At 68.5% G+C, this 25,714-nt stretch carries 24 protein-coding genes; 7 read left to right on the top strand and 17 right to left on the bottom strand.

From position 1 onward, the window contains the following. The first annotated feature begins 104 nt into the window (after positions 1-104). The 3 genes from dnaE (at position 105) to KVT39_RS31055 (ending at position 6,362) form a co-directional block, all read left to right on the top strand. Complete coding sequence (dnaE, locus tag KVT39_RS31065; protein ID WP_034184829.1) at positions 105-3,638, top strand: DNA polymerase III subunit alpha; 3,534 nt, start codon at positions 105-107, stop codon at positions 3,636-3,638. A gap of 274 nt (positions 3,639-3,912) precedes the next feature. Beyond that, the gene (locus tag KVT39_RS31060; RefSeq protein WP_034184918.1) at positions 3,913-5,001 is read left to right on the top strand and encodes a glycosyltransferase family 9 protein; all 1,089 of its coding nucleotides are present in this window, start codon (positions 3,913-3,915) and stop codon (positions 4,999-5,001) included. A 182-nt stretch (positions 5,002-5,183) separates the two neighbouring features. Next, positions 5,184-6,362 carry a glycosyltransferase family 9 protein gene (locus KVT39_RS31055; RefSeq protein ID WP_105390998.1) on the top strand — a complete coding sequence of 393 codons (1,179 nt, stop codon included), beginning with the start codon at positions 5,184-5,186 and terminating at the stop codon, positions 6,360-6,362. A gap of 140 nt (positions 6,363-6,502) precedes the next feature. Here the strand turns inward: KVT39_RS31055 and KVT39_RS31050 are convergent, their stop codons facing one another. The 3 genes from KVT39_RS31050 to KVT39_RS31040 all read right to left on the bottom strand — a co-directional run bounded on the left by KVT39_RS31050 (position 6,503) and on the right by KVT39_RS31040 (position 9,643). Beyond that, entirely contained in the window at positions 6,503-7,783 is a 1,281-nt protein-coding gene (locus KVT39_RS31050; protein WP_034184831.1) for an O-antigen ligase, read from the bottom strand. Positions 7,784-7,915: 132 nt separating this feature from the next. Further along, positions 7,916-8,758, bottom strand: a complete 843-nt coding sequence (locus KVT39_RS31045; protein ID WP_105390997.1) for a glycosyltransferase family 2 protein — start codon at positions 8,756-8,758, stop codon at positions 7,916-7,918. Between the two features lie 132 nt (positions 8,759-8,890). Beyond that, the gene (locus tag KVT39_RS31040; RefSeq protein WP_034184833.1) at positions 8,891-9,643 is read right to left on the bottom strand and encodes a glycosyltransferase family 2 protein; all 753 of its coding nucleotides are present in this window, start codon (positions 9,641-9,643) and stop codon (positions 8,891-8,893) included. A gap of 225 nt (positions 9,644-9,868) precedes the next feature. Here KVT39_RS31040 and msbA point away from each other — a divergent pair, with 225 nt between their 5' ends. Together msbA and KVT39_RS31030 are read left to right on the top strand one after the other, a co-directional pair. Next, on the top strand, positions 9,869-11,620 hold the full coding sequence (gene msbA, locus KVT39_RS31035) for a lipid A export permease/ATP-binding protein MsbA (protein ID WP_244099634.1): 1,752 nt from the start codon (positions 9,869-9,871) through the stop codon (positions 11,618-11,620). A 92-nt stretch (positions 11,621-11,712) separates the two neighbouring features. After that, entirely contained in the window at positions 11,713-12,096 is a 384-nt protein-coding gene (locus KVT39_RS31030) for an RcnB family protein (protein ID WP_034184835.1), read from the top strand. A 48-nt stretch (positions 12,097-12,144) separates the two neighbouring features. Here KVT39_RS31030 and KVT39_RS31025 read toward each other — a convergent pair whose 3' ends face one another. The 13 genes from KVT39_RS31025 to upp all read right to left on the bottom strand — a co-directional run bounded on the left by KVT39_RS31025 (position 12,145) and on the right by upp (position 23,717). Then, on the bottom strand, positions 12,145-12,711 hold the full coding sequence (locus KVT39_RS31025; protein ID WP_034184836.1) for an aromatic acid exporter family protein: 567 nt from the start codon (positions 12,709-12,711) through the stop codon (positions 12,145-12,147). Positions 12,712-12,752: 41 nt separating this feature from the next. Further along, positions 12,753-14,021 (bottom strand): MFS transporter, encoded by a 1,269-nt coding sequence (locus KVT39_RS31020; protein WP_034184837.1) that lies wholly within the window; start codon positions 14,019-14,021, stop codon positions 12,753-12,755. Then, the gene (locus KVT39_RS31015; RefSeq protein ID WP_131946543.1) at positions 14,018-14,986 is read right to left on the bottom strand and encodes a PRC-barrel domain-containing protein; all 969 of its coding nucleotides are present in this window, start codon (positions 14,984-14,986) and stop codon (positions 14,018-14,020) included. Before KVT39_RS31015 ends, KVT39_RS31020 begins: the two co-directional genes overlap by 4 nt. Positions 14,987-15,383: 397 nt before the next feature. After that, complete coding sequence (locus KVT39_RS31010; RefSeq protein ID WP_034184839.1) at positions 15,384-15,719, bottom strand: YggL family protein; 336 nt, start codon at positions 15,717-15,719, stop codon at positions 15,384-15,386. Between the two features lie 126 nt (positions 15,720-15,845). Next, positions 15,846-17,315, bottom strand: a complete 1,470-nt coding sequence (gene rng, locus KVT39_RS31005) for a ribonuclease G (RefSeq protein WP_034184840.1) — start codon at positions 17,313-17,315, stop codon at positions 15,846-15,848. 8 nt (positions 17,316-17,323) lie between these two features. Beyond that, a complete protein-coding gene (locus tag KVT39_RS31000; RefSeq protein ID WP_034184841.1) occupies positions 17,324-17,956 on the bottom strand; it encodes a nucleoside triphosphate pyrophosphatase in 633 nt (210 codons plus the stop codon). Positions 17,957-18,007: 51 nt separating this feature from the next. Next, complete coding sequence (gene rlmH, locus KVT39_RS30995; RefSeq protein WP_034184842.1) at positions 18,008-18,478, bottom strand: 23S rRNA (pseudouridine(1915)-N(3))-methyltransferase RlmH; 471 nt, start codon at positions 18,476-18,478, stop codon at positions 18,008-18,010. A gap of 19 nt (positions 18,479-18,497) precedes the next feature. Further along, positions 18,498-18,947 (bottom strand): ribosome silencing factor, encoded by a 450-nt coding sequence (rsfS, locus tag KVT39_RS30990; RefSeq protein WP_131946542.1) that lies wholly within the window; start codon positions 18,945-18,947, stop codon positions 18,498-18,500. 4 nt (positions 18,948-18,951) lie between these two features. After that, positions 18,952-19,677 (bottom strand): nicotinate-nucleotide adenylyltransferase, encoded by a 726-nt coding sequence (locus tag KVT39_RS30985; protein ID WP_175749849.1) that lies wholly within the window; start codon positions 19,675-19,677, stop codon positions 18,952-18,954. 14 nt (positions 19,678-19,691) lie between these two features. Next, positions 19,692-20,615, bottom strand: a complete 924-nt coding sequence (hemF, locus tag KVT39_RS30980; RefSeq protein WP_034184845.1) for an oxygen-dependent coproporphyrinogen oxidase — start codon at positions 20,613-20,615, stop codon at positions 19,692-19,694. A gap of 116 nt (positions 20,616-20,731) precedes the next feature. Beyond that, positions 20,732-22,012: a phosphoribosylamine--glycine ligase gene (purD, locus tag KVT39_RS30975; RefSeq protein WP_034184846.1), complete on the bottom strand. Its 1,281-nt coding sequence runs from the start codon at positions 22,010-22,012 to the stop codon at positions 20,732-20,734. A gap of 104 nt (positions 22,013-22,116) precedes the next feature. Next, positions 22,117-22,845: a YebC/PmpR family DNA-binding transcriptional regulator gene (locus tag KVT39_RS30970; RefSeq protein WP_034184847.1), complete on the bottom strand. Its 729-nt coding sequence runs from the start codon at positions 22,843-22,845 to the stop codon at positions 22,117-22,119. A gap of 221 nt (positions 22,846-23,066) precedes the next feature. Continuing rightward, on the bottom strand, positions 23,067-23,717 hold the full coding sequence (upp, locus tag KVT39_RS30965; protein WP_034184848.1) for a uracil phosphoribosyltransferase: 651 nt from the start codon (positions 23,715-23,717) through the stop codon (positions 23,067-23,069). A 209-nt stretch (positions 23,718-23,926) separates the two neighbouring features. Between upp and KVT39_RS30960 the strand changes: the two genes are divergently transcribed. Together KVT39_RS30960 and KVT39_RS30955 are read left to right on the top strand one after the other, a co-directional pair. Then, a complete protein-coding gene (locus KVT39_RS30960) occupies positions 23,927-24,706 on the top strand; it encodes an SDR family oxidoreductase (RefSeq protein ID WP_034184849.1) in 780 nt (259 codons plus the stop codon). Positions 24,707-24,761: 55 nt separating this feature from the next. Further along, the gene (locus KVT39_RS30955; protein ID WP_034184850.1) at positions 24,762-25,154 is read left to right on the top strand and encodes a methylglyoxal synthase; all 393 of its coding nucleotides are present in this window, start codon (positions 24,762-24,764) and stop codon (positions 25,152-25,154) included. 148 nt (positions 25,155-25,302) lie between these two features. On the opposite strand, the gene KVT39_RS30950 is transcribed toward KVT39_RS30955, so the two are convergent. After that, a complete protein-coding gene (locus KVT39_RS30950; RefSeq protein WP_105390990.1) occupies positions 25,303-25,710 on the bottom strand; it encodes a hypothetical protein in 408 nt (135 codons plus the stop codon). Between the last annotated feature and the right edge of the window lie 4 nt (positions 25,711-25,714).

Below are 25,714 nucleotides of genomic sequence, written 5' to 3'. Positions count from 1 at the left end.
GCCGTTTGGCCAGCCGCGCGACGTGGTGTCGCGCGCATCGGCCGAACGGCCAGTGCGGGGATTTTTTGGGCAGCCTGCGCGGCGACGCGGCTACAATAACGCCCATGTCAGATCCCCGCTTCGTTCATCTTCGCGTTCACTCCGAATTCTCGATCGCCGACGGCATCGTGCGTCTCGACGACATCGTCAAGGCGGCGGCCGCGGACGGCCAGGGCGCGCTCGCGCTCACCGATCTCGGCAACGCATTCGGCCTCGTCCGTTTCTACCAGGAAGCCCGCGGCAAGGGCATCAAGCCGATCGCCGGCTGCGACGTCTGGATCATGAATCCGGACGATCGCGACAAGCCGTCGCGGCTGCTGCTGCTCGTGAAGGACAAGGTCGGCTACCTGAATCTCTGCGAGCTGCTGTCGAAGGCATGGCTCACGAACCAGTATCGCGGCCGCGCGGAACTCGACGCGAGCTGGCTCGACGGCGAACTCGCGCAGGGGCTGCTCGCGCTGTCGGGCGCGCAGCAGGGCGATATCGGGCTCGCGCTCGCGGCCGGCAACGAAGAAGCAGCGCGCCGTCACGCCGAGCGCTGGGCGAAGGTGTTTCCGGGCGGCTTCTACATCGAACTGCAGCGATACGGCCAGCCGGGCGCCGAGGCGTACATCCAGCAGGCCGCGACGCTCGCCGCGTCGCTGAAGCTGCCGGTCGTCGCGACGCACCCGACGCAGTTCATGACCGACGACGATTTCACCGCGCACGAGGCGCGCGTGTGCATCTCGGAAGGCGACATCCTCGCGAACCCGCGGCGCCAGAAACGCTTCACGACCGACCAGTATTTCCGCACGCAGGACGACATGGTCGCGCTGTTCGCCGACCTGCCGTCGGCAGTCGCGAACACGGTCGAGATCGCGAAACGCTGCAACCTGAAGCTCGAGCTCGGCAAGCCGAAGCTGCCGCTGTTCCCGACGCCGGACGGCATGTCGCTCGACGACTACCTGGTCCAGCTGTCGAAGGAAGGGCTCGAGACGCGACTCGTGCAGCTCTATCCGGCCGAAGCCGAACGCGACGCGCAGCGCGACACGTACTACAAGCGCCTCGAATTCGAATGCGGGACCATCACGAAGATGGGCTTCCCCGGCTACTTCCTGATCGTCGCGGACTTCATCAACTGGGCGAAGAACAACGGCGTGCCGGTCGGCCCGGGCCGCGGCTCCGGCGCCGGTTCGCTGGTCGCGTACGCGCTCGGCATTACCGACCTCGACCCGCTGCGCTACAACCTGCTGTTCGAGCGCTTCCTGAACCCGGAACGCGTGTCGATGCCCGACTTCGACATCGACTTCTGCCAGCACGGCCGCGACCGCGTGATCCAGTACGTGAAGGAGAAGTACGGCGCGGACGCCGTGTCGCAGATCGCCACCTTCGGCACGATGGCAGCGAAGGCGGCCGTGCGCGACATCGGCCGCGTGCTCGACCTCGGCTACATGTTCACCGACGGCGTGGCGAAGCTGATCCCGTTCAAGCCGGGCAAGCACGTGACGATCGCCGACGCGATGAAGGAAGAGCCGCAGCTGCAGGAGCGCTACGACCACGAGGACGAAGTCCACCAGCTGCTCGATCTCGCGCAGCGCGTCGAGGGCCTCACGCGTAACGTCGGGATGCACGCGGGCGGCGTGCTGATCGCGCCCGGCAAGCTGACCGATTTCTGCCCGCTGTACACGCAGGGCGACGACGGCGGCGTCGTCAGCCAGTACGACAAGGACGACGTCGAAGCCGTCGGCCTCGTGAAGTTCGACTTTCTGGGCCTCACGACGCTGACGATCCTCGACTGGGCCGAGCGCTACATCCGCCGCCTCGATCCGTCGAAGGCCGACTGGTCGCTCGCGCAGGTGCCGCTCGACGATCCGGCTTCGTTCCAGATCCTGAAGAAGGCCAACACGGTCGCGGTGTTCCAGCTGGAAAGCCGCGGGATGCAGGGCATGCTGAAGGATGCGCAGCCCGACCGCTTCGAGGACATCATCGCGCTGGTGTCGTTGTACCGTCCGGGCCCGATGGACCTGATCCCGAGCTTCTGCGCACGGAAGCACGGCCGCGAGAAGGTCGACTATCCGGATCCGCGCGTCGAACCCGTCCTGAAAGAGACCTACGGCATCATGGTCTATCAGGAGCAGGTGATGCAGATGGCGCAGATCATCGGCGGCTACTCGCTCGGCGGCGCGGACTTGCTGCGTCGCGCGATGGGCAAGAAGAAGCCCGAGGAGATGGCCAAGCACCGCGAGATCTTCGCCGAGGGCGCCGCGAAGAACGGCCTCACGCGCGAGAAGTCCGACGAGATCTTCGACCTGATGGAGAAGTTCGCGGGCTACGGCTTCAACAAGTCGCACGCGGCCGCGTATGCACTGCTCGCGTATTACACCGCGTGGCTGAAGGCGCACCATCCGGCCGAATTCATGGCGGCCAACATGACGCTCGCGATGGACGACACCGACAAGGTGAAGATCCTGTTCGACGACTGCGTCGTGAACAACCTCGTCGTGTTGCCGCCCGACATCAACCAGTCGCATTACCGGTTCGAGCCCGTCGCAGAAGCCGACGGCAAGCGCTCGCGCACGATCCGCTACGGCCTCGGCGCGGTGAAGGGCAGCGGCCAGAACGCGATCGAGGAAATCCTGCGCGCTCGCGAGGAAAAGGCGTTCACCGACCTGTTCGACTTCTGCGAACGGATCGACCGGCGCGTCGTCAACCGCCGCACGGTCGAGGCGCTGATCCGCGCCGGGGCGTTCGATTCGCTGAACGCGAACCGCGCGCAGATGCTCGCGTCGGTGCCGCTCGCGATGGAAGCGGCCGACCAGGCCGAGGCGAACGCAATGCAGGCCGGGCTGTTCGACATGGGCGCCGAGTCGCCGCACGCGCATGCGCTCGTCGATGAACCGGCGTGGGACGACAAGCGTCGCCTGCAGGAAGAAAAGGGCGCGCTCGGCTTCTACCTGTCCGGTCACCTGTTCGACGCGTATCGCGACGAGGTGCGCCGCTTCGTGCGGCAGAAGGTCGGCGACCTGAAGGAAGGGCGTGACAAGCTCGTCGCGGGCATCATCGCATCGCTGCGCACGCAGATGACCCAGCGCGGCAAGATGCTGATCGCGCTGCTCGACGACGGTTCGGGCCAGTGCGAGATCACGATCTTCAACGAGCAGTTCGAGGCGAACAAGGCGCTGTTCAAGGAAGACGAACTGCTGATCGTGCAGGGGCAGGCGCGCAACGACGCATTCACGGGCGGCATCCGCTTCACGACCGATACCGTGATGGATCTCGAACGCGCGCGCAGCCGCTACGCGCAGGCCGTGCGGCTGACGATGAACGGCAACGCCGACGCAGCCGCGCTGCGCCGCGTGCTCGAGCCGCACGTGTCGAAGGACGATCCGGCCGCCGCGCACGCGGTCGAAGCGCCCGCGCCGCGCGGCGGCGGGCGTGACGGCGGCCGTCGCCCGCAGGCGCCGCTGCCGAACGGCCTCGCGGTCCAGATCCACTACAGCAACGCGCGGGCGCAAGGCGAAATGCGTCTCGGCGACGCGTGGCGCGTGAAGCCGAGCGACATGCTGCTCGCGGAACTGCGCGCGGCGTTCGACGGCAGTGTCGTCGAAATCACGTACTGACCGCTTCCCGACCACCGGACGGCTGTCGCGATACGCGGCCCGTCGCATCGCCATCGTGCGGTGCGGCGGGCCGTTTTTGCATCTTCGGTTACCCGGGGCTTGGGCCGGCCATCCGGACGCTATACAATCCGGCGCAAGCCGCGCTCGCACGCGCGCACACAAACGGGGGCGGATCCATGCGGCGAGCGGCAACGCGCGACAGGGCCGTCCCGGAACTGGATGCCGGGGCATCGGCCCGTCGCGACGATAAAAACTGACAGTCCACCACATGACCATGGCCAACAGGAACCCGACGGGGCGGATCCTCGTGATCCGGATTGATTTTCTGGGCGACATGCTGTGCACGACCGCGTTCCTCGGTGCGCTGAAGGAGCGCTGGCCCGGCGCAGAGCTGCATGTGGTCGCGAACCGCTACAACGCGGCCGCGCTGGCCGGCAACCCGGACGTGCACGCGGTTCACACGTACGTGTACAGCCGCCAATGCGAACGCAACGACCGTCCCGGGCGGATGCGCGCGTTCTTCGACCGGCTGCGGCTCGTGCGCCGCCTGCGTCGCTTGCGGTTCGACCTCGTGGTCGTGCCGAACGGCGGCATGCATCGCAGCAGCATGCAGTTCGCGCGCCAGCTCGGCGTGAAGGATTGCCGCTGGCACGATGCCGACACCGAATTCGACGATCGCAAGCCCGAACACGTCGCGCAGCGGCCGATGTGCCACGAGGCGCTGTCGGGGTTCCGGCTCGTGCCCGAACTCGGCCGTGCCGATCTCGACCGCCTCGCGCTGTCGGTTCATCCCGATCGCACGTTGCAGGACGAGTGGTATCGCCTGCTCGGGGAGCGCACGAAGCCGCGCGTTGGTTTGTTCGTGTCGAACAAGGCGGCCGAGCGCCGCTGGCCCGCGGACCGCTGGCGCGACCTCGGCGAGCGGCTCGCGCCGTTCGCCGACGTGATCGTGTTCCGCGATCCGGCCATCCGCAAAACCGCCGAGGACGAGGCGTGGCGCGATGTGAGCGCGCGCCATGTCGCGCCGTCGTCGGTCGCCGATCTGGTGGCTGCCGCGAGCCTGCTCGATACGATCGTGTCGGCCGACAGCGCACCCGTGCATCTCGCGTCGGCGCTCGGCGTGCCGGTTGCCGCGCTGTTCGAGGACCGTCCCGAGAAATACCTGCGCTGGCATCCGCTCGGCGTGCCGCACGTGATCCTCCGCGCCGGCGCGACCGTCGACGCGATCGGTGTCGACGCGGTCGAGCGCGCCGTGCGTCATCTGCTGCCGCAGGCCGGCCATTGCGACGAGCAGGTGACGGATGCGGCGCGCGCACGGCCGGCGGCCGCTGCGACATCCGCGGTCGTGACCATCGCTTCGTAGCGCCGGAAGAAGCACCGCACGTGGTGCAAGCGCCGGCGCGTGCCGCACTGCGTTCCGCAGGCAGGGCTTGCATCAGGGTCACGTCAGCGCGTCCTGCACGGCCGGTTCGCGATGCCGCGCCGGCTGCTGCAAAATCCTGTACATTGCCAGCCTTGTTCAGCCAGCTAGACAGACCGATTGCCGTGGCCCTGTTTTCCTCCGCCCGCCCGCCCAGAACCATCCTCGTTGCCGCGCCGCGCCGTATCGGCGACGTGCTGCTGACGACGCCGCTGGTGCGTTCGCTGAAGGCCCGCTGGCCCGATGCGCAGATCGACATGCTGGTGTTTCGCGGCACCGAGGGCGTGCTCGAGCACAATCCGGACGTGCGGCGCGTGATTGTCGTCGCGCAGCGCGCGGGATTCCGCGAGCGGCTGCGCGACGCGCTGTCGATGTGGCGCCGCTACGATCTCGCGTGCGCGGCGCTGAGCTCCGACCGGCCGCGTTTCTATAGCTGGTTCGCGGGCCGCAAACGGGTCGGCCTCGTCGATCCCGACCGCGTCACGTGGCTCACGCGGATGATGCTGAACGGGATCGCGATCAATCACCACGAATCCGCGCATACGGTCGTCAGCACGCTCGCGCTCGCCCCCGTGATCGGCATCGAGCCGGTGTCCGAGGTCGTCGCGCCCGGCATCGGCGACGATCCCGCGCGGCGCGCGCGCTTCGACGCATGGCTCGCGGAGTCGCCGGCGATCCGCGACGGCAAGCCGCTGGTCGTCCTGCATCCGTATCCGATGTTCCGCTACAAGCAATGGCGGCTCGAAGGCTGGGTCGAGATGATCGACTGGCTGCGCGAGCGCGGCTTTGCGGTCGCGTTGTCGGGCGGTCCGGCCGATCGCGAGCGCGAGTATGCGGAGCAGGTCGCGGCCGAGGCGGGCGGCGACGTGCTGAATCTGGTCGGCCGCCTTACGTTCGGCGAGAGCGCGGAACTCGTGCGGCGCGCGCGGCTCTTCATCGGCCCCGACACCGGCGCGACGCACGTCGCGGCTGCGACGGGCACCGACACGATCGCGCTGTTCGGCCCGTCCGACCCGGTGCGCTGGGGGCCGTGGCCGCAGCACTGGCCCGCGACCGAGAATCCGTGGCCGCTGCGCGGTTCGGGGCGGCACGGGAACGTGTGGCTGCTGCAGGGGGAGGGCGATTGCGTGCCGTGCCGGCACGAGGGCTGCGAGCGCAAGGTCGACAGCCGCAGCGATTGCCTCGCCAATCTCGGCGCGCAGCGCGTGAAAGCTGCGGCGGCCGAGATGCTCGGGCTGAATCCGCCGAGTCCGGCCGGGGCCGTCGTCGATACGTCGCGACTGCATCGCGCCGGATCCGACTGACGACTGACGCGCGGAAGACGCGCGTTTTTGCTGCGTTGCAGGCAGCTTGTTTCGCGACGAGCCGTGCAGCCCGCACGCTTTGACGGCGTGCCTCCACTGCCGCCGAAGCCGGCCGGCGGCAGCGCGGATGCCGTTGCGCGTTACGCGCTGCGCCTGATCGCGGACGTCTCGCGCGGCAGCGCCTCGCCGCTCGCGCCGCAACCGAGCAGGATGCCGGCCAGCAGCACGATCAGGTGCCCTTCGGCGAAATCGAGCAGCAGCGAATTCGCGAGACTGCCGATCGCGAAGATCGCGAGCCACGCGAGCAGCAAGTGTCGCGAGCGCGGATCGAGCGTGCGGCTGCCGCGCGCGATCTGCACGATCAGGTTCACGAACAACAACAGGCCGAGCGAGCCGAGCTGCACGGCCATCAGCAGGTATTCGTTGTGCGGGTTCGACGTGAGCTGGCCTTCGGCGGCCGTTTTGCCGGCCGTGAGCTTCTCGAATTCAAACTCGAGGCCGCCCGCGCCGTAACCGATCACCGGGCGCTGACGAAACAGCTCGAGCCCCTTCTTGTACCACTCGAGGCGCAACCCGGTCGACGTGGCCGCATCGCTCTGCCGGTATTGCTGCACTTCCGTCACGACCTTCACGAGCCGGCCGTTGTGAACCGTGCACGCGGCGACCACGAGCGCGACGCCGAACAGGACGAGCACGCCGGCGGCGAGCCCCGCGCGCAGCGCCGATTGCCGGCGCAGCAACAGCACGAAACGCACGGCGACGACGAGGATCAGCAGCAGCGCGATGACCTGCCCCGTGCGTCCCTGCAGCATCACGAACACGTTGACGAGCGACCACGCGGCGACGCCCGCATACGCGGCGCGGGACAGCGCCGTGCGGGCGGCAAGCGCGAGATCGGCCGCCTGGTAGAACAGCAGCGCGCCGAACATGCCGGCGGCGATATGGTTCTTGAACACCCACGCACGCGACAGCGGCAGTTGGGTCGCATACGCGGGCCCGATCGCGGTCAGCCCGAGATAGTTGGTCGTCGACAGCAGCAGGATCACGCACAACGTGCCGAACCAGCAGCGCCGCACGATCGGCGCCCAGTTCGAATGACGGAACGCGAGCACGGCGAACGGCAGCAGCAGCAGCTTGTCGTATTTGGCGACCCAGTTCCACGCCTTGTTATGCGGCGCGACCGTATACGCGACGCTGGCAGTCAGCGCGGCGAGGATCAGCAGCGCCGCGAGCGAAGCCGGGTCGGTCACGAACGAGCGCAGGTCGCGCCAGAATTCGGGGGAGATCACGAGCGCGGCGGCGAACAGCCCGCAGAAGACGTTGGTCAGCGCGGTCGAGACGGGCACCATGCAGAGCGCGGCAACGGCGAAGGCGCGGGCGGCGGTCAGGCGCCGCGTGGCGGGAGCGGAAAACGAAAGCATCGGAACCTGTCGAATGAACGAATGCGGCTTGCGGACATCGTGCTCGCGCCGCGCGTCCCGGCGGGAGCTCCGGGACGAACGGCGCAGTATACGCGAAGCAGGCGGCGTTTCTGTGCCGTTTCAGGGGGCCGATCAGCTGAATGCGCGCTTGATCCGCGAGCGCAGCAGCGCGCGCTTCAGGCGCCCGGCGACTGCCGGCGTATCGAGCGCGATGCGCGTGCCGGCCGGCTCGCCGCGATGCAGGTAGTAGCGGTCGAACGTCGCCTGGGTCATGCCCCATTTGTTCAGGAACTGGCGGCGGCCGTCGTTCTTGACGATCTTGCCCGTGCTCTTCTGCTGGAAGTGGTAGACGAGGCTGTCGCCGACGCCGAGGAAGATCCGGCAGCCGGCGTCCCAGAATTTCATCGAGAAGTCGTTGTCGCTGCTCATGCCGGGCGACAGCTCGCTGCTGTAGCCGCCGATGCGGTTCCACCAGTCGCGGTGCACGAGCGTCGGCGGCCAGGTCGAGCCGAGCCAGTCCGCGCGCGCGAGCCGCGGGGTCGCTTCGACGAGGCCCGCCGCGTCGAAATGCTCGGCATCGCGGCCGAAATTGCTAACGACGACGCACGGGTTGCGCGTGTCGACCGGCTCGATCATCGTGCCCGACAGCATGAAAAGGTCGGTCGGCATCTGTTCGATGCGGCGCACGAGCGCCGCGTCCCAGCCGGGGCAGCAGAACATGTCGTCGTTCATGTAGACGACGTAGTCGCGCGTCGCGCGCGCGGCGGCCAGGTTCACCGCATGGCAGATGCCGATGTTGGTCGGCGACGCGGTGTGCTCGATCCCTTCGCTGCGCACCCAGTCGAGCGTGCCGTCCGAGCCGTCGTTCACGTGCACGATGATCTGGTGGTCGTACGCGGAGTGGCGGCGCAGGCTGTCGACGACGAGCTTGAGGTACGGCAGGTTGTTCCAGGTCGGGATGATGATGGAGAACATGGCGGTCGGATTCGGTAGTCGTCGTGGCGGGCGGCGCGCGGTGCAGCCGTTTGGGCGGGCACGCGCGGCGCGGGCAGCCCGGCATTGTAACGCCGGGCCGGCCGCTTGCCGGCGGCGCGCAGGGGTGGGCGCTCAGCGCGCCGGTCCGTGGCCGAGCTTCAGGAAGCGGTAATACACGGTCTCCGCGTTGAACACGGCGATCATGAAGCCCGCGCGGCCGTCGAGGAACCCGCGCCGCAGCACGTAGGTGCGCACGAACGCCCAGGCGCCGCGCGCGAGTGCCTTGCCGAAGCCGCCGCGCTGGCCGGCCGCGCGGCGCTGGCGCGCGCCGGCCGTCGAATACGCGTCGAGCTTGCGCACGACGGTTTCGAAATCCTCGTACGAGTAGTGCATCAGCTTGCCGGGCAGGCGCTGCGCGGCGGTATCGAACACGAGGCGCTCGTGCACGAGATCGTCCGAGAAACGCGCGGCGCCGCGCCGGAACAGGCGTGGCACCCAGTCGGGATACCAGCCGCTGTGATGGATCCACTGGCCGCAGAAGCTCGATAGCCGGTCCAGCGCATAGACCTGCGCGGCCGGCGCGCGGATCGCGTCGCGGATCGACTGCGCGAGCTCCGGGCTGACGATTTCGTCGGTGTCGAGCGACAGGATCCAGTCGGTGCCGAGCGCGTCGAGCGCGCGGTTCTTCTGCGGACCGAAGCCCGGCCAGTCGCGCTCGACGATCACGCGCGCGCCGTGCGCCTGCGCGATCGCGACGGTATCGTCGGTGCTGCCGCCGTCGATGACGACGACATCGTCGGCGAACGACAGCGCATCGAGGCACTGGGCGAGCCGCGCGGACGCGTTGAGGGCGATGAGGGCGACGCCGAGGGAGGGTTCAGCCATGAAATCGTCGGAAAGGCGGAGAAAACGGTGAGCGGCAGTATACCCGCGGCCCGGCCGCCGGCCGCATCGGCCATGACCGTGCCGGCGGGGGCGGTACGGCTATAATGTTGAGCCCTTTTCGGCACCCGCCCGACAGGGGCGAAATCCCGGGCGGCCACGCGCCGGGCGCCGCATCGCGGCTCAAGAAGGATTGCCTTGGAAACCCAGAACACTCTTCGCAAACCGATGGACGGCACCGGCACCTCGCCGGTCACGGTCCTGAAGCGCCTGTGGCCGTACATCCGGCCGCTCATCGGCATCGTGGTGCTCGCCGTGATGACGATGGGCGTCGTCGCGGCCACCGAAGCCGGCATTCCGGCGCTGCTCAAGCCGCTGCTCGACCATGGCTTCGGCGCACACGGCAGCGACAACGCGAAATGGTACGTACCGATCGCGGTGATCGGCCTCGCGCTCGTGCGCGGCGTATCGCAGTACGCATCGAATTATCTGCTCAACTACGTATCGAACCGCATCCTGCTGCAACTGCGGCTCGAGATGTTCCAGCGGATGCTCCACACGAGCGCGTCGTTCTTCCAGCGCGAAACCGCGAGCACGGTGATCAACGCGATCGTGTTCGAGGTCAACCAGATCCTGTCGGTGCTGACCGGCGTGATGGTCACGCTGGTGCGCGATTCGCTGACGGTGATCTTCCTGCTCGGCTACCTGTTCTACCTGAACTGGCGGCTCACGCTGATCGTCGCGGTGATCCTGCCCGGCATCGGCTGGCTCGTCAGCAAGATCAACCGCCGCCTGCGCCGCCTGAACCGCGAGCACCAGACGCTGACCAACGAGTTGTCGTACATCGTCGAGGAGACGGTCGGCGGCTACAAGGTCGTCAAGGTGCACAACGGCGAAGCGTACGAGATGGACCGCTTCACGTCGATGAGCAAGCGCCTGCGCGGCTACGCGATGCGCATGACGATCTCAGGCGGTCTCGCGCAGCCGCTCACGCAGTTCCTCGCGTCGATCGCGCTCGCGGTCGTGATCACGATCGCGGTCGTGCAGTCGACCAACGACCAGACGACGGTCGGCGGCTTCGTCGCGTTCGTCACGTCGATGCTGCTGGTGATCTCGCCGCTCAAGCACCTGATCGACGTCAACCAGCCGCTGCAGCGCGGGATGACGGCCGCCGAACTGATCTTCGGGCTGATCGACGAGCCGGCCGAGCCGCAGGGCGGCGGCCGGCCGCTGCCGCAGGCGCGCGGCGAGATCGAGTTCCGCGGCGTGTCGTTCGACTACGGCGCAGCCGAGCGGCCGACGCTCGACCGCATCTCGTTCAAGGTCGCGCCGGGCGAGATGATCGCGCTCGCGGGCCCGTCCGGCAGCGGCAAGACGACGCTCGTGAACCTGCTGCCGCGCTTCTTCGATCCGACGGACGGCGCGATCCTGGTCGACGGCGTGCCGGTTGCCGACTACGACCTCCACGCGCTGCGCAGCCAGATGGCGATGGTCAGCCAGGACGTCGTGCTGTTCAACGACACGATCGCCGCGAACGTCGCATACGGGCAGACACCCGACCGCGCGCGCGTGCAGGCCGCGCTCGAGGCCGCGAACCTCGCCGACGCGGTCGCCGCGATGCCCGACGGGCTTGATACGCTCGTCGGCGGCAACGGGATGCGGCTGTCCGGCGGCCAGCGCCAGCGGCTCGCGATCGCGCGCGCGATCTACAAGGACGCGCCGATCCTGATCCTGGACGAAGCGACGTCGGCACTCGATTCGGAATCGGAGCGCCACGTGCAGGCCGCGCTCGAACGGCTGATGGAAGGGCGCACGACGCTCGTGATCGCGCACCGGCTGTCGACGATCGAGCGGGCGGACCGCATCCTCGTGCTCGAAGCCGGCAAGATCGTCGAAGAGGGCAGCCACGACGAACTGCTGCGCCACGGCGGCCTCTATGCGCATCTGCACCGGATCCAGTACCAGCAGCAGGCGGCGTGATGCGCGTTCCGTTCGCGTCAGAGCGGTGTGCTAGTCTTCATTGGGCAGGCCCGGTCGTTTGCTACGACGTGACAACACGGAGGGAAGGCACGATGAAGAAGATGCACTGCATGATGCTGGCCGCGCTGATCGCGGCGGGTTTTGCCGCGCCGGCCGCAATGGCGCAGGATCACGGCAACTACGACAAGCACGACAATCACGGCATGCATCGCGGCCATGGCCCGAAACACATGCCGCCCGGCCAGGCGATGCACCGCGAGGACGACGTGCCGCCGCGCTGGGCCGACCAGCCGCGCCGCGACTGGCACAAGGGCGACCGGCTGCCCGACGAATTCCGCGACCGCCAGTACGTGATCGACGACTGGCGCGGCTACCACCTGAGCCCGCCGCCGCGCGGTTATCACTGGGTCGGCGTGGGCGGCGATCACCTGCTCGTGCAGATCGGCTCGGGCATCGTGCTGCAGATCGGCCAGTAACCTTTCCCGCCGTTTATCCGGTTGCCGGGCGTGCGCCCGGCAACCGTGTCACTTTGCCGCCGCGCGGCGGAACCAGCGCCGCTCGATTCTCGACATCCCCCAGCACACGCCCAGCGCACACACGGTGCCGAGCGTCACCTCACCGAGCCGCATCAGCGGAATGTCCCACAGCGGGCCGTTGCCCGGAAACAGCAGCACGATCGTCGCGGTCACGCCGCCGAGCCGCGCCGCGCTGCCGACGTTCAGGCACCAGCAGCAGACGATCGTGAGCGCGACCGCGAGCGCATAGGCGACGAGGCGATCGCCGCCGAGCGCGGCGCCCGCGAAGCCGAGCACGCCGCCGATCATCGCGCCGACGAACTGGTCGCGCGACAGCGACATCGTGTCGGAGTAGTTGTGCTGCGTGACGGCGATCGCGGTGACCGCCGCCCACACGGCCTGCTCGGTGTGCAGCGCACGTCCGATCGTGTACGCGAGGCACGCGCCGCAGACGGCCTGGATGGCCATCAGCACGCCTTGCACGAAACGCTCGCCGAAGGTCAGCCCCTTGAACAGATCGAAGACCGACTGCTGGATCTGCTGGCGGGCTTCGTTGAGTGTCCTGATCGTATCCATCATGAGTTGGCCAGGAAGCGGGTAACGGCGGCGCGCCGGCCTCAGTGCGCCTGTTCGGGCGATGCGGCGGCCGGCTCGTCGGCCGCTGCGTCGCCGTTCTCGACGCGCGTTTCGGGCATCACGAGCCAGACCAGCAGCACCGCGAGCGCACCTGCGGCCGCGAGCCCGAAGAAGCTGACCGCGTTGCCGAAGTGATCGGCGACGTAGCCGGCCGCGGCCGTGCTGAGCGTCGCGCCGATCCCGGCCGCGAGCCCGAACAGCCCGATACACAGGTTATAGCGGCCCTTGCCGCCCGCGACGTCGGCCGCGATCAGCGGCAGCATCACGCCGAACACGGCCGCGCTGATGCCGTCGAGCATCTGCACGGGCACGAGCAGGTACGGGCTGCTCACGCCGGCGAACAGCAGCGCGCGCACCGGCAGCGCGGAGAAGCCGAGCAGCAGGATCGGCCTGCGCCCCCAGCGTTGCGCGGAGCGGCCGACCCACGGCGACAGCATCGCGACGATCGCCTGCGGCACGATGATGCACGCGGCGATCACGAGCTGCACGTTCTCGCCCATCCCGGCCGTGACTTCGCCGGCCGCGAGGTTAAGCATCGCCGCGTTCGACAGGTGGAACAGCACGACGCACGCCGCGAAGATCAGCATCCGGCGGTCGCGCAGCAGTTCGAGCAGCGTTTCGCGCTCGCCGGCTTCGTCGTGATCGCCATGGTCGTCGGGCTTCGACGACTGCGGAATCACTTCGTGCGTCGGCTGGATCATCGCGAGCGCGAACAGCGCGGGCAGCGCCAGCACCGCGGTCAGCCAGAACACCGCGCGCGCGGAGAAGTATTCGCCGGTGAGCCCCATCAGGCCCGCCGCGACCGCGCTGCCGATCGATGCCCAGCGCGCGTTGCGGCCGAGCCGGTCGCCGAGGTCGGCGCGGCCGACGAGCGAGAACGAGATCGCGGCCATTGCCGGCACGAGCATGCAGCTCGCGAACCCGTGGAACACCTCGGCGGCGATCACCGGCACGATCGTCGGGCTCGACGCGAGCAGCACCGCGGACAGGATGATGGCCGCGATCGCCCACGCGGCCGCGCCTTTCTTGTTCTTCAGCGCATCGACGGCCGCGCCGCCCGGCACCTGGCTGACCATCGCGCTGATCGTGCCGATCGACAGCACCATGCCGATCTCGCCCTGCGTCCACTTGTGCGACGCGAGGTAGGACGCGATGAACGGACCGAACCCGGTTTGAACGTTTGCAACGAAAAAGTTGAGCCAGTCGAGGGACCGCAGACTGCGAACGCTGACGGAATGCTTGATCGTCATCGGGTGGCACTCGCAGACGAAGCCGGTGCGGGGGCGGCAGGGGGAGGCGGCGAGACCGCGACGATCGGCTTGTCGGCCGCGTAGGGCGGCGACGCCTTGATCTGCGCATCGTTCAGGTCGAGCTGCGGATGCAGCGCCTTGTCGCGCGTGACGAAACGCAGCGCGGCCCAGTTCGCGGCGATCGAGCGGCGGTCGGTATTGACGAGCCCGCCGAGGTCGAGCACGACGGCCTGCGGTTGCGCGGCGCGGTCGATCAGCACGTCGACGACGCGGCCGATCTTCGTGCCGTTCGGGCGCTCGACGTCGCTGTCGAGCATCGGCAGCCGCGTCGCGGGCGATGCCGCGGCGGAGCCCGACAGCGGCACGGCCTTCGGCCGCGCGGCCGGCGGCAGGTCGCCCGACGGCACGTCGAGCACGATCGGCTCCTGTTTGCCGCCCGGCGTGAAGCGGAACACGTTCCACGGGAAGATGACCTTGCGGTCGCCGACGCCCATGAAGCCCTGCAGGTTGACGATCATCTCGCGCGGCTTGCCGTTCGCGTCGGTCACCATGTCGATCGCGCGGCCGATCACCTTGCCGTTGCGGCGCGCGACTTCGCTGTCGAGCAGCGCATGGATCTGGGTGCGGTCGAGCACGCGCGTCGCGACGAGCGGCGCGGGCGGCGGCGGGGGCGGCGTCGGCGATTCGGGGCGCGGTACGGGCTTCGGCCGCGTCACTTCGCGGTGCGGCTTCTTCGGCGCTTCCGGTTCCTCCGGCTGCGTCGGCGCCGGTACGGGCGGCATCGTCAGCGGTTCGCCGGCGGTTTCCTCGACGGGCTCGACGAGCGCCTCGCTGATCGGCGCGGGCGGATTCTGGGTCGGCAGCAGCCCGCAGCCGGACAGCAGCACGGCGGCGGCGAGAATCAGGAAGACCGTCGACGACGGAAACGACTTGCGGGATGCGGGAAACGGAAGTCCGCCGCTCATTGACACTCACTCCATGGGTCGGGGGCGGCCCGAGGGCACGCGGCTGGCGATGGATGGCGGGTGCGGGCGGCGCACCACGCGAGGTGAGAGTTTAACGTGTCTTGCTTTCAGGACCGATTTCGATGGCCGATTGGAGGCGGACTGTCGGGGAAAAGGAAGGGATCGGAGGCGGGGCGGGGGATGCCGAATGACGGTTGAGGTCAAGGTTGCGGCGCCTGATCAGGGGTAGTCACGGTCGACGCGGCGCGAATCGTGTGAGTCGGTGCCGGTCGCGCGGGTGTCGGGCGACGGGGAAGGGAGGGAGCGGGAGAGGAGGCGGTGCACGCAGGCGCCGGCCTGGCCCGCCTTCACGGCGGGCAGGCGCGGGCGCTGCCCGCTGCAGGGAGAAACCGGAAAGTCAGGCGTCCGGATACCACGCGTCGGTGAATTCGCTGACCTTGACGTCGGTCAGTTCCGGTCGTGCGGCCAGCCAGCCGCGCACGATCTCGCGATCGGCGTCGGTCGTCGTGCCGCGCGGTGCGCCGGAGATCACGTAGGCGCCGATGCCTTCGTCCGCGGACGCGACGGTCAGCAGCCCGTTCGCTTCGACGAAGTCGATGAACGCGTCGATCAGTTCGCCGCGTTCGAGGTCGGTCATCTCGTTGCGGTAATGCGCGGTCGCGTTGAACGCGAGTTCCTGGAATTCGCCGATGTGGAGTTTCTTGCGCTGGCGGCGGTTGTGGCCTTGGCTCATGGTGCGTGATGAATACGAAAAGGGTAAGTGAAAGGGCGGCGGCGGGCGCTGGCGCGGGATGCGCGAGCGGCCCGGGCGCCGCATCGAAGCGCCGCGCGGCGATGCCGGCGGCGGACGGGCGGAACGTTACATCAGCACGATATCGTACTGCTCCTGGCTCAGGTTCGATTCGACCTGCAGCGACACCGGCTTGCCGATGAAGTCGATCAGCATCGCGAGATGCTGCGACTCCTCGTCGAGGAACAGATCGATCACCTGCTGCGCGGCGATCACACGGAATTCGCGCGGGTTGAACTGCCGCGATTCGCGCAGGATCTCGCGCAGGATGTCGTAGCACACGGTGCGCGACGTCTTCACCTGGCCCTTGCCCTGGCAGGTCGGGCAGGGCTCGCACAGCACGTGCGCGAGCGATTCGCGCGTGCGCTTGCGCGTCATCTCGACGAGCCCGAGCTGCGAGAAGGTGTTGACCGTCACGCGCGTGCGGTCGCGCGACAGCGCCTTCTTCAGCTCGGACAGCACCGCGTCGCGATGCTCTGCGTTCTCCATGTCGATGAAGTCGATGATGATGATCCCGCCGAGGTTGCGCAGCCGCAGCTGCCGCGCGATCGTGTGCGCGGCCTCGAGGTTGGTCTTGAAGATCGTGTCGTCGAAGTTGCGCGCGCCGACATAGCCGCCGGTGTTCACGTCGATCGTCGTCATCGCCTCGGTCTGGTCGATCATCAGGTAGCCGCCCGACTTCAGGTCGACGCGGCGCGACAGCGCGCGCTGGATCTCCGTCTCGATGTTGTACAGGTCGAACAGCGGCCGCTCGCCGGTGTAGTGGTGCAGCTTCGGGCTCACGGCCGGCGTGAACTCGGACGCGAATTCGGAGAGGCGCTGGTACGTCTCGCGCGAATCGACCTGGATGCGCGTCGTATCGTCGTTCGCGAAATCGCGCAGCACGCGCTGCGCGAGATCGAGATCCTGGTACAGCAGGCTCGTCGCCGGCAGCCGCTGCGCCTGCGCGACGATCGTCGCCCACGTCTTGCGCAGGTAGGCGACGTCGCCGGCCAGCTCGTCGGAGGTCGCATCCTCGGCGATCGTGCGCACGATATAGCCGCCTTTCTCGTCCGGCGGGATCACGGCCGTCAGGCGCGCGCGCACGGCCTCGCGCTCGGCCTCGCTCTCGATCTTCTGCGAGATGCCGATATGCGGCTCCTGCGGCAGGTAGACGAGCGTGCGGCCCGCGATGCTGACCTGCGTCGACAGCCGCGCACCCTTCGTGCCGATCGGATCCTTGATCACCTGGACCATCAGCGTCTGGCCTTCGAACACGGTCTTCTCGATCGGCTGGTGCGGCGCGCTCGATTGCGGCTCGCCCGCGAGGCGCGGATGCCAGATGTCGGCGACGTGCAGGAACGCCGCGCGCTCGAGGCCGATGTCGATGAACGCCGACTGCATGCCGGGCAGCACGCGCACGACCTTGCCGAGATAGATGTTGCCGACCCGCCCGCGCGACAGCGTGCGCTCGACGTGAAGCTCCTGCACCGCGCCTTGCTGGACGAGTGCGACCCGCGTTTCCTGCGGCGTGAGGTTGATCAGGATTTCTTCGTTCATGGTGGGATTCAGAAGGCGACACGCGCGGCGCGCAACAGCGCCGCGGTCTCAAAAAGGGGCAGACCCATGATACCCGAATGGGAACCGTCGATCCGCTCGATGAATTCGGCCGCGCGCCCCTGGATCGCGTACGCGCCGGCCTTGCCGAACGGCTCGCCCGTTTCGACGTAGCGCGCGTATGCGTCGCGCGATGCCGCCGCGAAGCGCACCGACGAGCGCGACAGCGCGGGCGGCAGCAGTTCGCCGCGCGCGTCGATCACGGCGACGGCGGTCAGCACCGCGTGTTCGCGGCCCGCGAGGCGCGTCAGCATCGCGAGCGCGTCATCGGCGTCGGCCGGCTTGCCGAGGATCGCGCCGTCGATCGTGACGGTCGTATCGGCAACCAGCACCGGCGCGGCCGGCTTGCCGCTCGCGACGAGGCGCGCACGCGCGGCTTCGGCCTTCGCGACGGTCACGCGCCGCACGTACGCATCGGCGGCTTCGCCGGGCAGTTCGGCTTCGAGCGCCTCGGCGTCCTCGTCGGGGCGCGGCAGTAGCAACTCGAAGCGTACGCCGATCTGCTGCAGCAGCTCCTGGCGGCGCGGGCTTTGCGAAGCGAGGTAAAGGATCGGGAAAAGCGCGGGGGACGTGCTGGACGGCATGGTGTCGTTATCTCGGTGAGCGCGCGCGGCGCGCGTCTCGAGGACGACACGTCATGCGCGGTGGTAGGGGTGATTCTGCGTGATGCTCCACGCCCGGTAAAGCTGTTCGGCGAGCAGCACGCGCACCATCCCGTGCGGCAGCGTCATGCTCGAGATGCGCAGCAGCACGTCGGCGCGTGCTTTCAGTTCCGGATCGAGCCCGTCGGCGCCGCCGATCACGAACGCGACGTCGCGGCCGTCCTGCTGCCAGCCGGGCAGCGCCTGCGCGAGCTGCATCGTGGTCCAGTCGCGGCCGCGCTCGTCGAGCGCGACGACGCGCGCGCCCTTCGGCAGCGCGGCCTCGATCTTTTGCCGCTCGGCCGCCATCACGCTTTCGGCGCTACGGCCGCCCGAGCGCAGTTCGGGCTTGATCTCGCGCAGCTCGATGCGCAGCTCGGGCGGCATCCGCTTCGTGTATTCGTCGAAGCCGGATGCGATCCAGCCCGGCATCTTGTGGCCGACCGCGAGGATGAAAAGCTTCATCGGGACGATTCGTGACGACTTAGCGGCGGCGGGCGGCCGTCTTGCGTGCCGGGCGGGCCGGCACGGCTTCTTCCTCGTCTTCGTCGTCTTCGCTGGCCGTCGCGAAGCCATTCTGGCCCTTGCCGCCGCCGAGCTTCATCCGCACGGGCTTGTCGCCCCAGATTTCCTCGAGGTTGTAGTACTGGCGCAGGGCCGGCTGCAGGATGTGCACGACGGCGTCGCCGCAGTCGACGAGCACCCATTCGCCGGTCTCCTCGCCCTCGGAGCTGACGATGTCGCCGCCGGCTTCCTTGACCTTGTCGCGCACGCTCGACGCGAGGGCCTTGGTCTGGCGGTTGGAGGTGCCCGATGCGACGACCACGCGGTCGAACAGTTCGGTCAGGTGGCTGGTGTTGAACACCTTGATGTCTTGCGCCTTGACGTCTTCGAGGGCGTCGACGATCACGCGCTGCAGTTTGCGAATATCCATGGAATCAGGTGTGGTAGAGGCGATGTTGAAGAATATAGGCCCATACGGCGGCCGGTACATGTTCGGCCGATGCGTCGGGCATTTGCGCATGGCGCGCGATGCATTCGCGCAGGTGCGCGCGGATGTCGGTCGCGGCGATGTCGAACGCGAGGGTCGTGTCGATCAGCAGGCGGCCGGCCGGCGTGGCCTTCAGCACGTCGGCGCCGGCCTGCCGCGCGGCGATTTCCTGCGCAACCTCCGGCGGCGCCGCGCCGAGCTCGAAGCCCGGGCGCGTCGACGCGCAGATGTGCGCGTAGTCGAACAGCTTGCGCCAGTCGCGCCACGTGTCGAGGCGCACGAGCTGGTCGGCGCCGATCAGCAGCGACAGCGACGCGTCGGGGCCGATCCGCTCGCGCCAGCGCGCGAGCGTGTCGACCGTGTAGGTCGGGCCGGCGTGCTCGATCTCGTCGGTGGCGACGGTCACGGTCACGCCCGGCAGCACGAGCGAATCCGCGGCCGCGCGCGTCATCGCGAGCCGATGCTCGGCGGCCGACACGTCGCGCTTCTGGTACGGCTGCCCGGCGGGCAGCAGCACGAGCTCGGTCAGGCCGAGCAGCTCGGCGAACCGGCGCGCGAGCGCGAGATGGCCGTCGTGGATCGGGTCGAAAGTGCCGCCCAGCAAGCCGATACGACGCGGCAGCGGGGCGGGGCGGGCGGTGGTGTCCAGAAACGCGTCCTTTTCTTGGGGCAGCGGGGCGCGCGGGCTCAGACCCAGTCGCGCGGCACGATGAAGTCGCTGTACAGGCGCGCTTCAGGCGTTCCCGGTTCGGGCTGCCAGTTGTAGCGCCAGTTCGCGACCGGCGGCATCGACATCAGGATCGACTCGGTCCGGCCGCCGCTTTGCAGGCCGAACAGCGTGCCACGGTCGAACACGAGGTTGAATTCGACGTAGCGGCCGCGGCGGTAGGCCTGGAAGTCGCGCTCGCGCTCGCCGTACGGCAGGTCGGCGCGGCGCTCGACGATCGGCAGGTAGGCCTGCAGGAACGCGTCGCCGACGCTTTGCATCATGTCAAACGAGCGTTCGAAACCGGGCTCGGAGAAATCGTCGAAGAAGATCCCGCCGATGCCGCGCATCTCGTTGCGGTGCTTCAGGAAGAAATACTCGTCGCACCATTTCTTGAAGCGCGGGTAGAGCTCGGCGCCGAACGGGTCGAGCGCATCCTTGCAGGTCTGGTGGAAATGGCGTGCGTCGTCCTCGAAACCGTAAACCGGTGTCAGATCCATGCCGCCGCCGAACCAGAACACGGGGTCTTCGCCCGGTTTCGTCGCGATCAGCATCCGCACGTTCATGTGCACGGTCGGGCAGTACGGATTGCGCGGGTGCAGCACGAGCGACACGCCGAGCGCCTCGAAGCCGCGGCCCGCGAGCTGCGGGCGCGCCGCGCTCGCCGACGGCGGCAGCGCGTCGCCTGCGACGTCGGAAAAGCCGATTCCCGCGCGTTCGAACACGCGGCCGCCTTCGAGAATCCGCGTGCAGCCGCCGCCGCGCAGGCGCTCGGCCGGCCCGCGCTGCCACGCATCGGTCGCGAGCGGCGTGCCGTCGAGCGCGCCGAGCGCGTCGGCGATGCGTGCCTGCAGGCCCTGGAGGTACGTGCGCACGCGCGCCACGTCGTAGGTCGAATCGGTCATGTCTGGACTGGGTGCCCCTGCTCGAAGCGGGGGCCGTAAAAAAGGCATCTGCCGGGCATTCTATCGAACCCCGGCAGAGAGGCCGCCGCGCGAGGGCGGGGCGGCGGTTGCGATCGTCACACGCTCTTGCGGTTGAGCGCGCGGAAACCGATGTCGCGGCGGTACTGCATGCCTTCGAAATTGATCTGGTTGATCGTGTCGTACGCATGCTGCTGCGCTTCGCGCACCGAATCGGCGAGGCCGACCACGCACAGCACGCGGCCGCCGGACGTCACCAGCTTGTCGCCGTCGCCGAGCGTCGTGCCCGCATGGAACGTGACGGCCTGTTCGGTCTCGGCCGGGATCCCGTTGATGCGGTCGCCCTTGCGCGGCGCGTCCGGGTAGCCGTGCGCGGCCAGCACGACGCCGAGCGCGGTGCGGCGGTCCCAGTCGAGCTCGACCGTATCGAGCGTGCCCGCGATCGCCTGCTCGACGACCTTCGAGAAATCGCTCTTCAGGCGCGCCATGATCGGCTGCGTTTCCGGGTCGCCCATCCGGCAGTTGAACTCGAGCGTGCGCGGATTGCCTTCCTTGTCGATCATCAGGCCCGCATACAGGAAGCCCGTGAAGCGGATGCCGTCCTTCTCCATCCCGCGCACGGTCGGCATGATGATTTCGCGCATCACGCGTGCGTGCATCTGCGGCGTGACGATCGGCGCGGGCGAATACGCACCCATGCCGCCGGTGTTCGGGCCGCGGTCCTCGTCGAGCAGGCGCTTGTGGTCCTGGCTGGAAGCCAGCGCCAGCGCATGCTTGCCGTCGACCATCACGATGAAGCTCGCTTCCTCGCCATCGAGGAATTCCTCGATCACGACGCGCGCGCCGGCATCGCCGAGCTTGTTGCCCGACAGCATCATGTCGACGGCGGCGTGTGCCTCTTCGAGCGTCATCGCGACGACGACGCCCTTGCCGGCCGCGAGGCCGTCGGCCTTCACGACGATCGGCGCACCCTTCGCGTCGATGTACGCGTGGGCCGCAGCAGCATCGGAGAAGGTTTCGTAGTCGGCCGTCGGGATGCCGTGACGCTTCATGAACGCCTTCGCGAAATCCTTCGAGCTTTCGAGCTGCGCGGCTTCGCGGGTCGGACCGAACACCTTCAGGCCGCGCGCGCGGAACAGGTTGACGATGCCGGCCGCGAGCGGCGCTTCCGGCCCGACGAGCGTGAACGCGACGCCTTCGCTTTCCGCGAAATCGGCGAGTTCGTCGAGCGACGTGATGTCGACGTTCTTCAGACGCTCGTCCTGCGCCGTACCGCCATTGCCGGGTGCGACGTAGACCATCTGGACGCGCGGCGACTGCGCGAGCTTCCACGCCAGCGCATGTTCGCGGCCGCCGGAACCGACGACGAGTAGTTTCATGGGATTCCCCGCAGACTAGAAAACAGGGCGGCCGGCACGCTCAGGCGCGCCGGCCGCGGATTCGGTCGGGCCGCCGCCGCGACAGGAGCACGGCGGCCGGCATCTCATTCCTCGACGATGACGGCGTTCGTATACACGTCCTGCACGTCGTCGAGGTTCTCGAGCGCGTCCAGGAGCTTCTGCATCTTCGCCGCGTCGTCGCCGGTGAATTCGACTTCGTTCTGCGGCTTCATCGTCACTTCGGCGAGTTCGGCCTTGAAGCCGGCAGCTTCGAGCGCGTCCTTCACCTTCGAGAATTCCTGCCAGTCGCACAGCACTTCGATCGAGCCGTCGTCGTTCGTGTTCACGTCGTTCGCGCCGGCTTCGAGCGCGGCTTCCATCAGCGCGTCTTCCGACGTGCCGGGCGCGAACAGGAACTGGCCGACGTGATCGAACATGAACGCGACCGAGCCGTCGGTGCCCATGTTCCCGCCGAACTTCGAGAACGCGTGGCGGACTTCCGCGACCGTACGGGTGCGGTTGTCGGTCAGCGTGTCGACGATGATCGCCGCGCCGCTGATGCCGTAGCCTTCGTAACGGATTTCCTCGTAGTTCGCGCCGTCCGCGCCGCCGACGCCGCGATCGATCGCGCGCTTGACGTTGTCCTTCGGCATGTTCGCGTCGGCCGCCTTGTCGACCGCGAGACGCAGGCGCGGGTTCGAGTTGACGTCGCCGCCGCCGAGGCGGGCCGCGACCTGGATTTCCTTGATCAGGCGGGTCCAGATCTTGCCGCGCTTCGCGTCGGCCGCTGCCTTCTTATGCTTGATGTTGGCCCATTTCGAATGACCAGCCATACCTTTCTCCGTGCCCGGGCGCGCTGCGCGGGCGATTGTGCCAATGTGTCGTTGAATCGGCGGCCGTTTCGGCGGGCATGAAGCCGCGGGGCCGCGCGTGTCGAGTGGATCGAGATTTTATCACGCGGCGACCGCCGGATCGGGGCCGCCGCGCATGGCCGAACGGCCGGGCAGGCCGCCGCGGGATACCCGACGGCGCGCCGCGCGGCCGCGCAGGCACGTCAGTTCTTGGTGCCGAACAGGCGGTCGCCCGCGTCGCCGAGGCCCGGCACGATGTACGCGTGCTCGTTCAGGTGCGAGTCGAGCGAAGCCACATACAGCTTCACGTCCGGGTGCGCGTCCTGGAACACCTGCACGCCCTCGGGCGCGGCGACGAGCGCGACGAACATGATGTTCGCGGCCGGCACGTTGCGGCGCTTGAGCACGTCGACCGCATGCACGGCCGAATAGCCGGTCGCGACCATCGGGTCGCACAGGATGAAGATGCGGTCCTCGAGGTCGGGCAGGCGCACGAGGTATTCGACCGGGCGGTGGTCTTCGGCGCGGTATACGCCGATGTGGCCGACGCGCGCGGACGGGACCAGGTCGAGCAAGCCGTCCGACATCCCGATTCCCGCGCGCAGCACGGGCACGATCGCGAGCTTCTTGCCCGCGATCACGGGCGCGTCGACTTCGACGAGCGGGGTTTCGACCCGTCTGGTCGTGATCGGCAGGTTGCGGGTGATCTCATAGCCCATCAGCAGCGTGATCTCGCGCAGCAGCTCGCGGAACGTGCGCGTCGACGTGTCCTTGTCGCGCATGTGGGTGAGCTTGTGCTGGATCAGCGGGTGATCGAGGATGAAGAGATTCGGGAAACGGCTGTCCTGTTTCATGACGGGGGCGCCTTGGCGGCAAAAGGGGATCGGGGCGACGGCGGCGCCGGGCCGGCCGCCGCTTATGGCCGCAATTTTACCAAGGCGCGCCACATGATCCGGATATTATCGACGTCTCACGACAATCCGCGTGCCGCGCACGCCCGTTCGCCCGCCCGCCGGCGCGACTCGGGGCCGCATCGGCGCGCTTCGCCACCAGGGAATCGACGATGGATCTCGGCATCGCAGGAAAGACCGCGCTCGTGTGCGCGGCAAGCAAGGGCCTCGGGCGCGGCTGCGCGGAAGCGCTGGCCGCCGAGGGCGTGAACCTCGTGATCGTCGCGCGCACGCGCGACACGCTCGAGGCCACCGCCGACGCGATCCGCGCGGCGTCCGGCGTATCGGTCACGGCGGTCGCGTGCGACATCACGACGCCGGACGGGCGCGCGGCCGCGCTTGCCGCGTGCCCGCAGCCGGACATTCTTGTGAACAATGCGGGCGGCCCGCCGCCGGGCGACTTCCGCGACTTCTCGCACGACGACTGGATCCGCGCGCTCGAGTCGAACATGCTGACGCCGATCGAGCTGATCCGCGCGACCATCGACGGGATGATCGCGCGCGGCTTCGGCCGGATCGTCAACATCACGAGTTCGGCCGTGAAGGCGCCGATCGACGTGCTCGCGCTGTCGAACGGCGCGCGCTCGGGGCTGACCGGCTTCGTCGCGGGGCTGTCGCGCAAGGTCGCCGGCCAGGGCGTGACGATCAACAGCCTGCTGCCGGGGCTGTTCGACACCGACCGGATCGCGACGACGCTCGCCGCGTCGGCGCAGGCGCAGGGCGTGACGGTCGACGAAATGCGCGCGCGGCGCACGAAGGACATCCCGGCCGGCCGCCTCGGCACGCGCGAGGAATTCGGCGCGGCGTGCGCGTTCCTGTGCAGCGTGCATGCCGGCTACATCACCGGGCAGAACTGGCTGCTCGACGGCGGCGCGTATCCGGGCACGTTCTGACGCGCGCCCGCCAGATCACGATCACGACAACAACTGAACGACAAAGGAACCGGAGATGAGCAAACCCCGCATCGCACTGATTGCGCACGACGCGAAGAAGGACGAGATCGTCGCGCTCGCGGGTCAATTTCGCGAGACGCTCGCGCAATGCCGGCTGGTCGCGACCGGCACGACGGGCGGCCGCATCGCGGCCGCGCACGGGCTGGAGGTCGAGCGCAAGCTGTCGGGGCCGCTCGGCGGCGACCTGCAGATCGGCGCCGAGCTGGCCGACGGCCGCATCGACATCGTCGTGTTCCTGCGCGACCCGATGACCGCGCAGCCGCACGACCCCGACATCACCGCGCTCGTGCGCGCATGCGACGTGCACGACGTGCCGGTCGCGACCAACGTCGCGACGGCGCGGATGCTGCTCGACGATCTGGCGCGGAGCATGCAGGACGTTTGCTAGGCGCTTGCTGGGGCTGGTGGCGAAACGAGGATGAGCGGTGCGCCCGCTCGGGCGTTGACCGCTTCTCGCGCCGGCGGCGACGAATGATCGTGGCAGTGAAGTCGTCATCGGTCGTTCGCCGCGTCTGGGGGTAACCTCCGCTGGCGGATCAGTTGACCGTCTGGATCAGCAGGGTGGCCTGCCCGCTGTTGTCGGCGCATGCGTCGTCGGTGACGAAGCTCCAGAGGGTGAGGGCGGTCGCGCCGCCGGTCACGTCGACGACGGTCGGCTGCTTCGTCACCGCCACGCCCCATCGCGCATTGCCCATGCCGCCCAGCACATGCACGGTGTCGATCAGGCAACCGTTCCCGCCCGTGCAGCTCATGGTATTTGTCGAAAGTGACATCACGTACCGACCGGGGGCGAGCTGGACGGCAGCCGAATTGCCGTACGACGGGCCTGGCGTGATCGCATTTTGAATGCAGTTCTGCTTCGCATCGATCGTGATTGAGGTCGCGGCTTGCGCGGTGTAGGAGGCAAGGGCAAGCAGAATGGATGCAACGACGGGAATGCGCATGACT

Source organism: Burkholderia sp. GbtcB21 (genome assembly GCF_019091065.1).
GTDB lineage: Bacteria > Pseudomonadota > Gammaproteobacteria > Burkholderiales > Burkholderiaceae > Burkholderia > Burkholderia pyrrocinia_C.
This window is presented reverse-complemented; position numbering and strand designations above follow the sequence as displayed.

Excerpts from the sequence above, each read along its gene's own strand:
- dnaE (WP_034184829.1), top strand. The coding sequence starts at position 105 with ATGTCAGATCCCCGCTTCGTTCATCTTCGCGTTCACTCCGAATTCTCG.
- KVT39_RS31060 (WP_034184918.1), top strand. The coding sequence starts at position 3,913 with ATGGCCAACAGGAACCCGACGGGGCGGATCCTCGTGATCCGGATTGAT.
- KVT39_RS31050 (WP_034184831.1), bottom strand. The coding sequence starts at position 7,783 with ATGCTTTCGTTTTCCGCTCCCGCCACGCGGCGCCTGACCGCCGCCCGC.
- KVT39_RS31045 (WP_105390997.1), bottom strand. The coding sequence starts at position 8,758 with ATGTTCTCCATCATCATCCCGACCTGGAACAACCTGCCGTACCTCAAG.
- KVT39_RS31040 (WP_034184833.1), bottom strand. The coding sequence starts at position 9,643 with ATGGCTGAACCCTCCCTCGGCGTCGCCCTCATCGCCCTCAACGCGTCC.
- msbA (WP_244099634.1), top strand. The coding sequence starts at position 9,869 with ATGGACGGCACCGGCACCTCGCCGGTCACGGTCCTGAAGCGCCTGTGG.
- KVT39_RS31030 (WP_034184835.1), top strand. The coding sequence starts at position 11,713 with ATGAAGAAGATGCACTGCATGATGCTGGCCGCGCTGATCGCGGCGGGT.
- KVT39_RS31025 (WP_034184836.1), bottom strand. The coding sequence starts at position 12,711 with ATGGATACGATCAGGACACTCAACGAAGCCCGCCAGCAGATCCAGCAG.
- KVT39_RS31020 (WP_034184837.1), bottom strand. The coding sequence starts at position 14,021 with ATGACGATCAAGCATTCCGTCAGCGTTCGCAGTCTGCGGTCCCTCGAC.
- KVT39_RS31015 (WP_131946543.1), bottom strand. The coding sequence starts at position 14,986 with ATGAGCGGCGGACTTCCGTTTCCCGCATCCCGCAAGTCGTTTCCGTCG.
- KVT39_RS31010 (WP_034184839.1), bottom strand. The coding sequence starts at position 15,719 with ATGAGCCAAGGCCACAACCGCCGCCAGCGCAAGAAACTCCACATCGGC.
- rng (WP_034184840.1), bottom strand. The coding sequence starts at position 17,315 with ATGAACGAAGAAATCCTGATCAACCTCACGCCGCAGGAAACGCGGGTC.
- KVT39_RS31000 (WP_034184841.1), bottom strand. The coding sequence starts at position 17,956 with ATGCCGTCCAGCACGTCCCCCGCGCTTTTCCCGATCCTTTACCTCGCT.
- rlmH (WP_034184842.1), bottom strand. The coding sequence starts at position 18,478 with ATGAAGCTTTTCATCCTCGCGGTCGGCCACAAGATGCCGGGCTGGATC.
- rsfS (WP_131946542.1), bottom strand. The coding sequence starts at position 18,947 with ATGGATATTCGCAAACTGCAGCGCGTGATCGTCGACGCCCTCGAAGAC.
- hemF (WP_034184845.1), bottom strand. The coding sequence starts at position 20,615 with ATGACCGATTCGACCTACGACGTGGCGCGCGTGCGCACGTACCTCCAG.
- purD (WP_034184846.1), bottom strand. The coding sequence starts at position 22,012 with ATGAAACTACTCGTCGTCGGTTCCGGCGGCCGCGAACATGCGCTGGCG.
- KVT39_RS30970 (WP_034184847.1), bottom strand. The coding sequence starts at position 22,845 with ATGGCTGGTCATTCGAAATGGGCCAACATCAAGCATAAGAAGGCAGCG.
- upp (WP_034184848.1), bottom strand. The coding sequence starts at position 23,717 with ATGAAACAGGACAGCCGTTTCCCGAATCTCTTCATCCTCGATCACCCG.
- KVT39_RS30960 (WP_034184849.1), top strand. The coding sequence starts at position 23,927 with ATGGATCTCGGCATCGCAGGAAAGACCGCGCTCGTGTGCGCGGCAAGC.
- KVT39_RS30955 (WP_034184850.1), top strand. The coding sequence starts at position 24,762 with ATGAGCAAACCCCGCATCGCACTGATTGCGCACGACGCGAAGAAGGAC.
- KVT39_RS30950 (WP_105390990.1), bottom strand. The coding sequence starts at position 25,710 with ATGCGCATTCCCGTCGTTGCATCCATTCTGCTTGCCCTTGCCTCCTAC.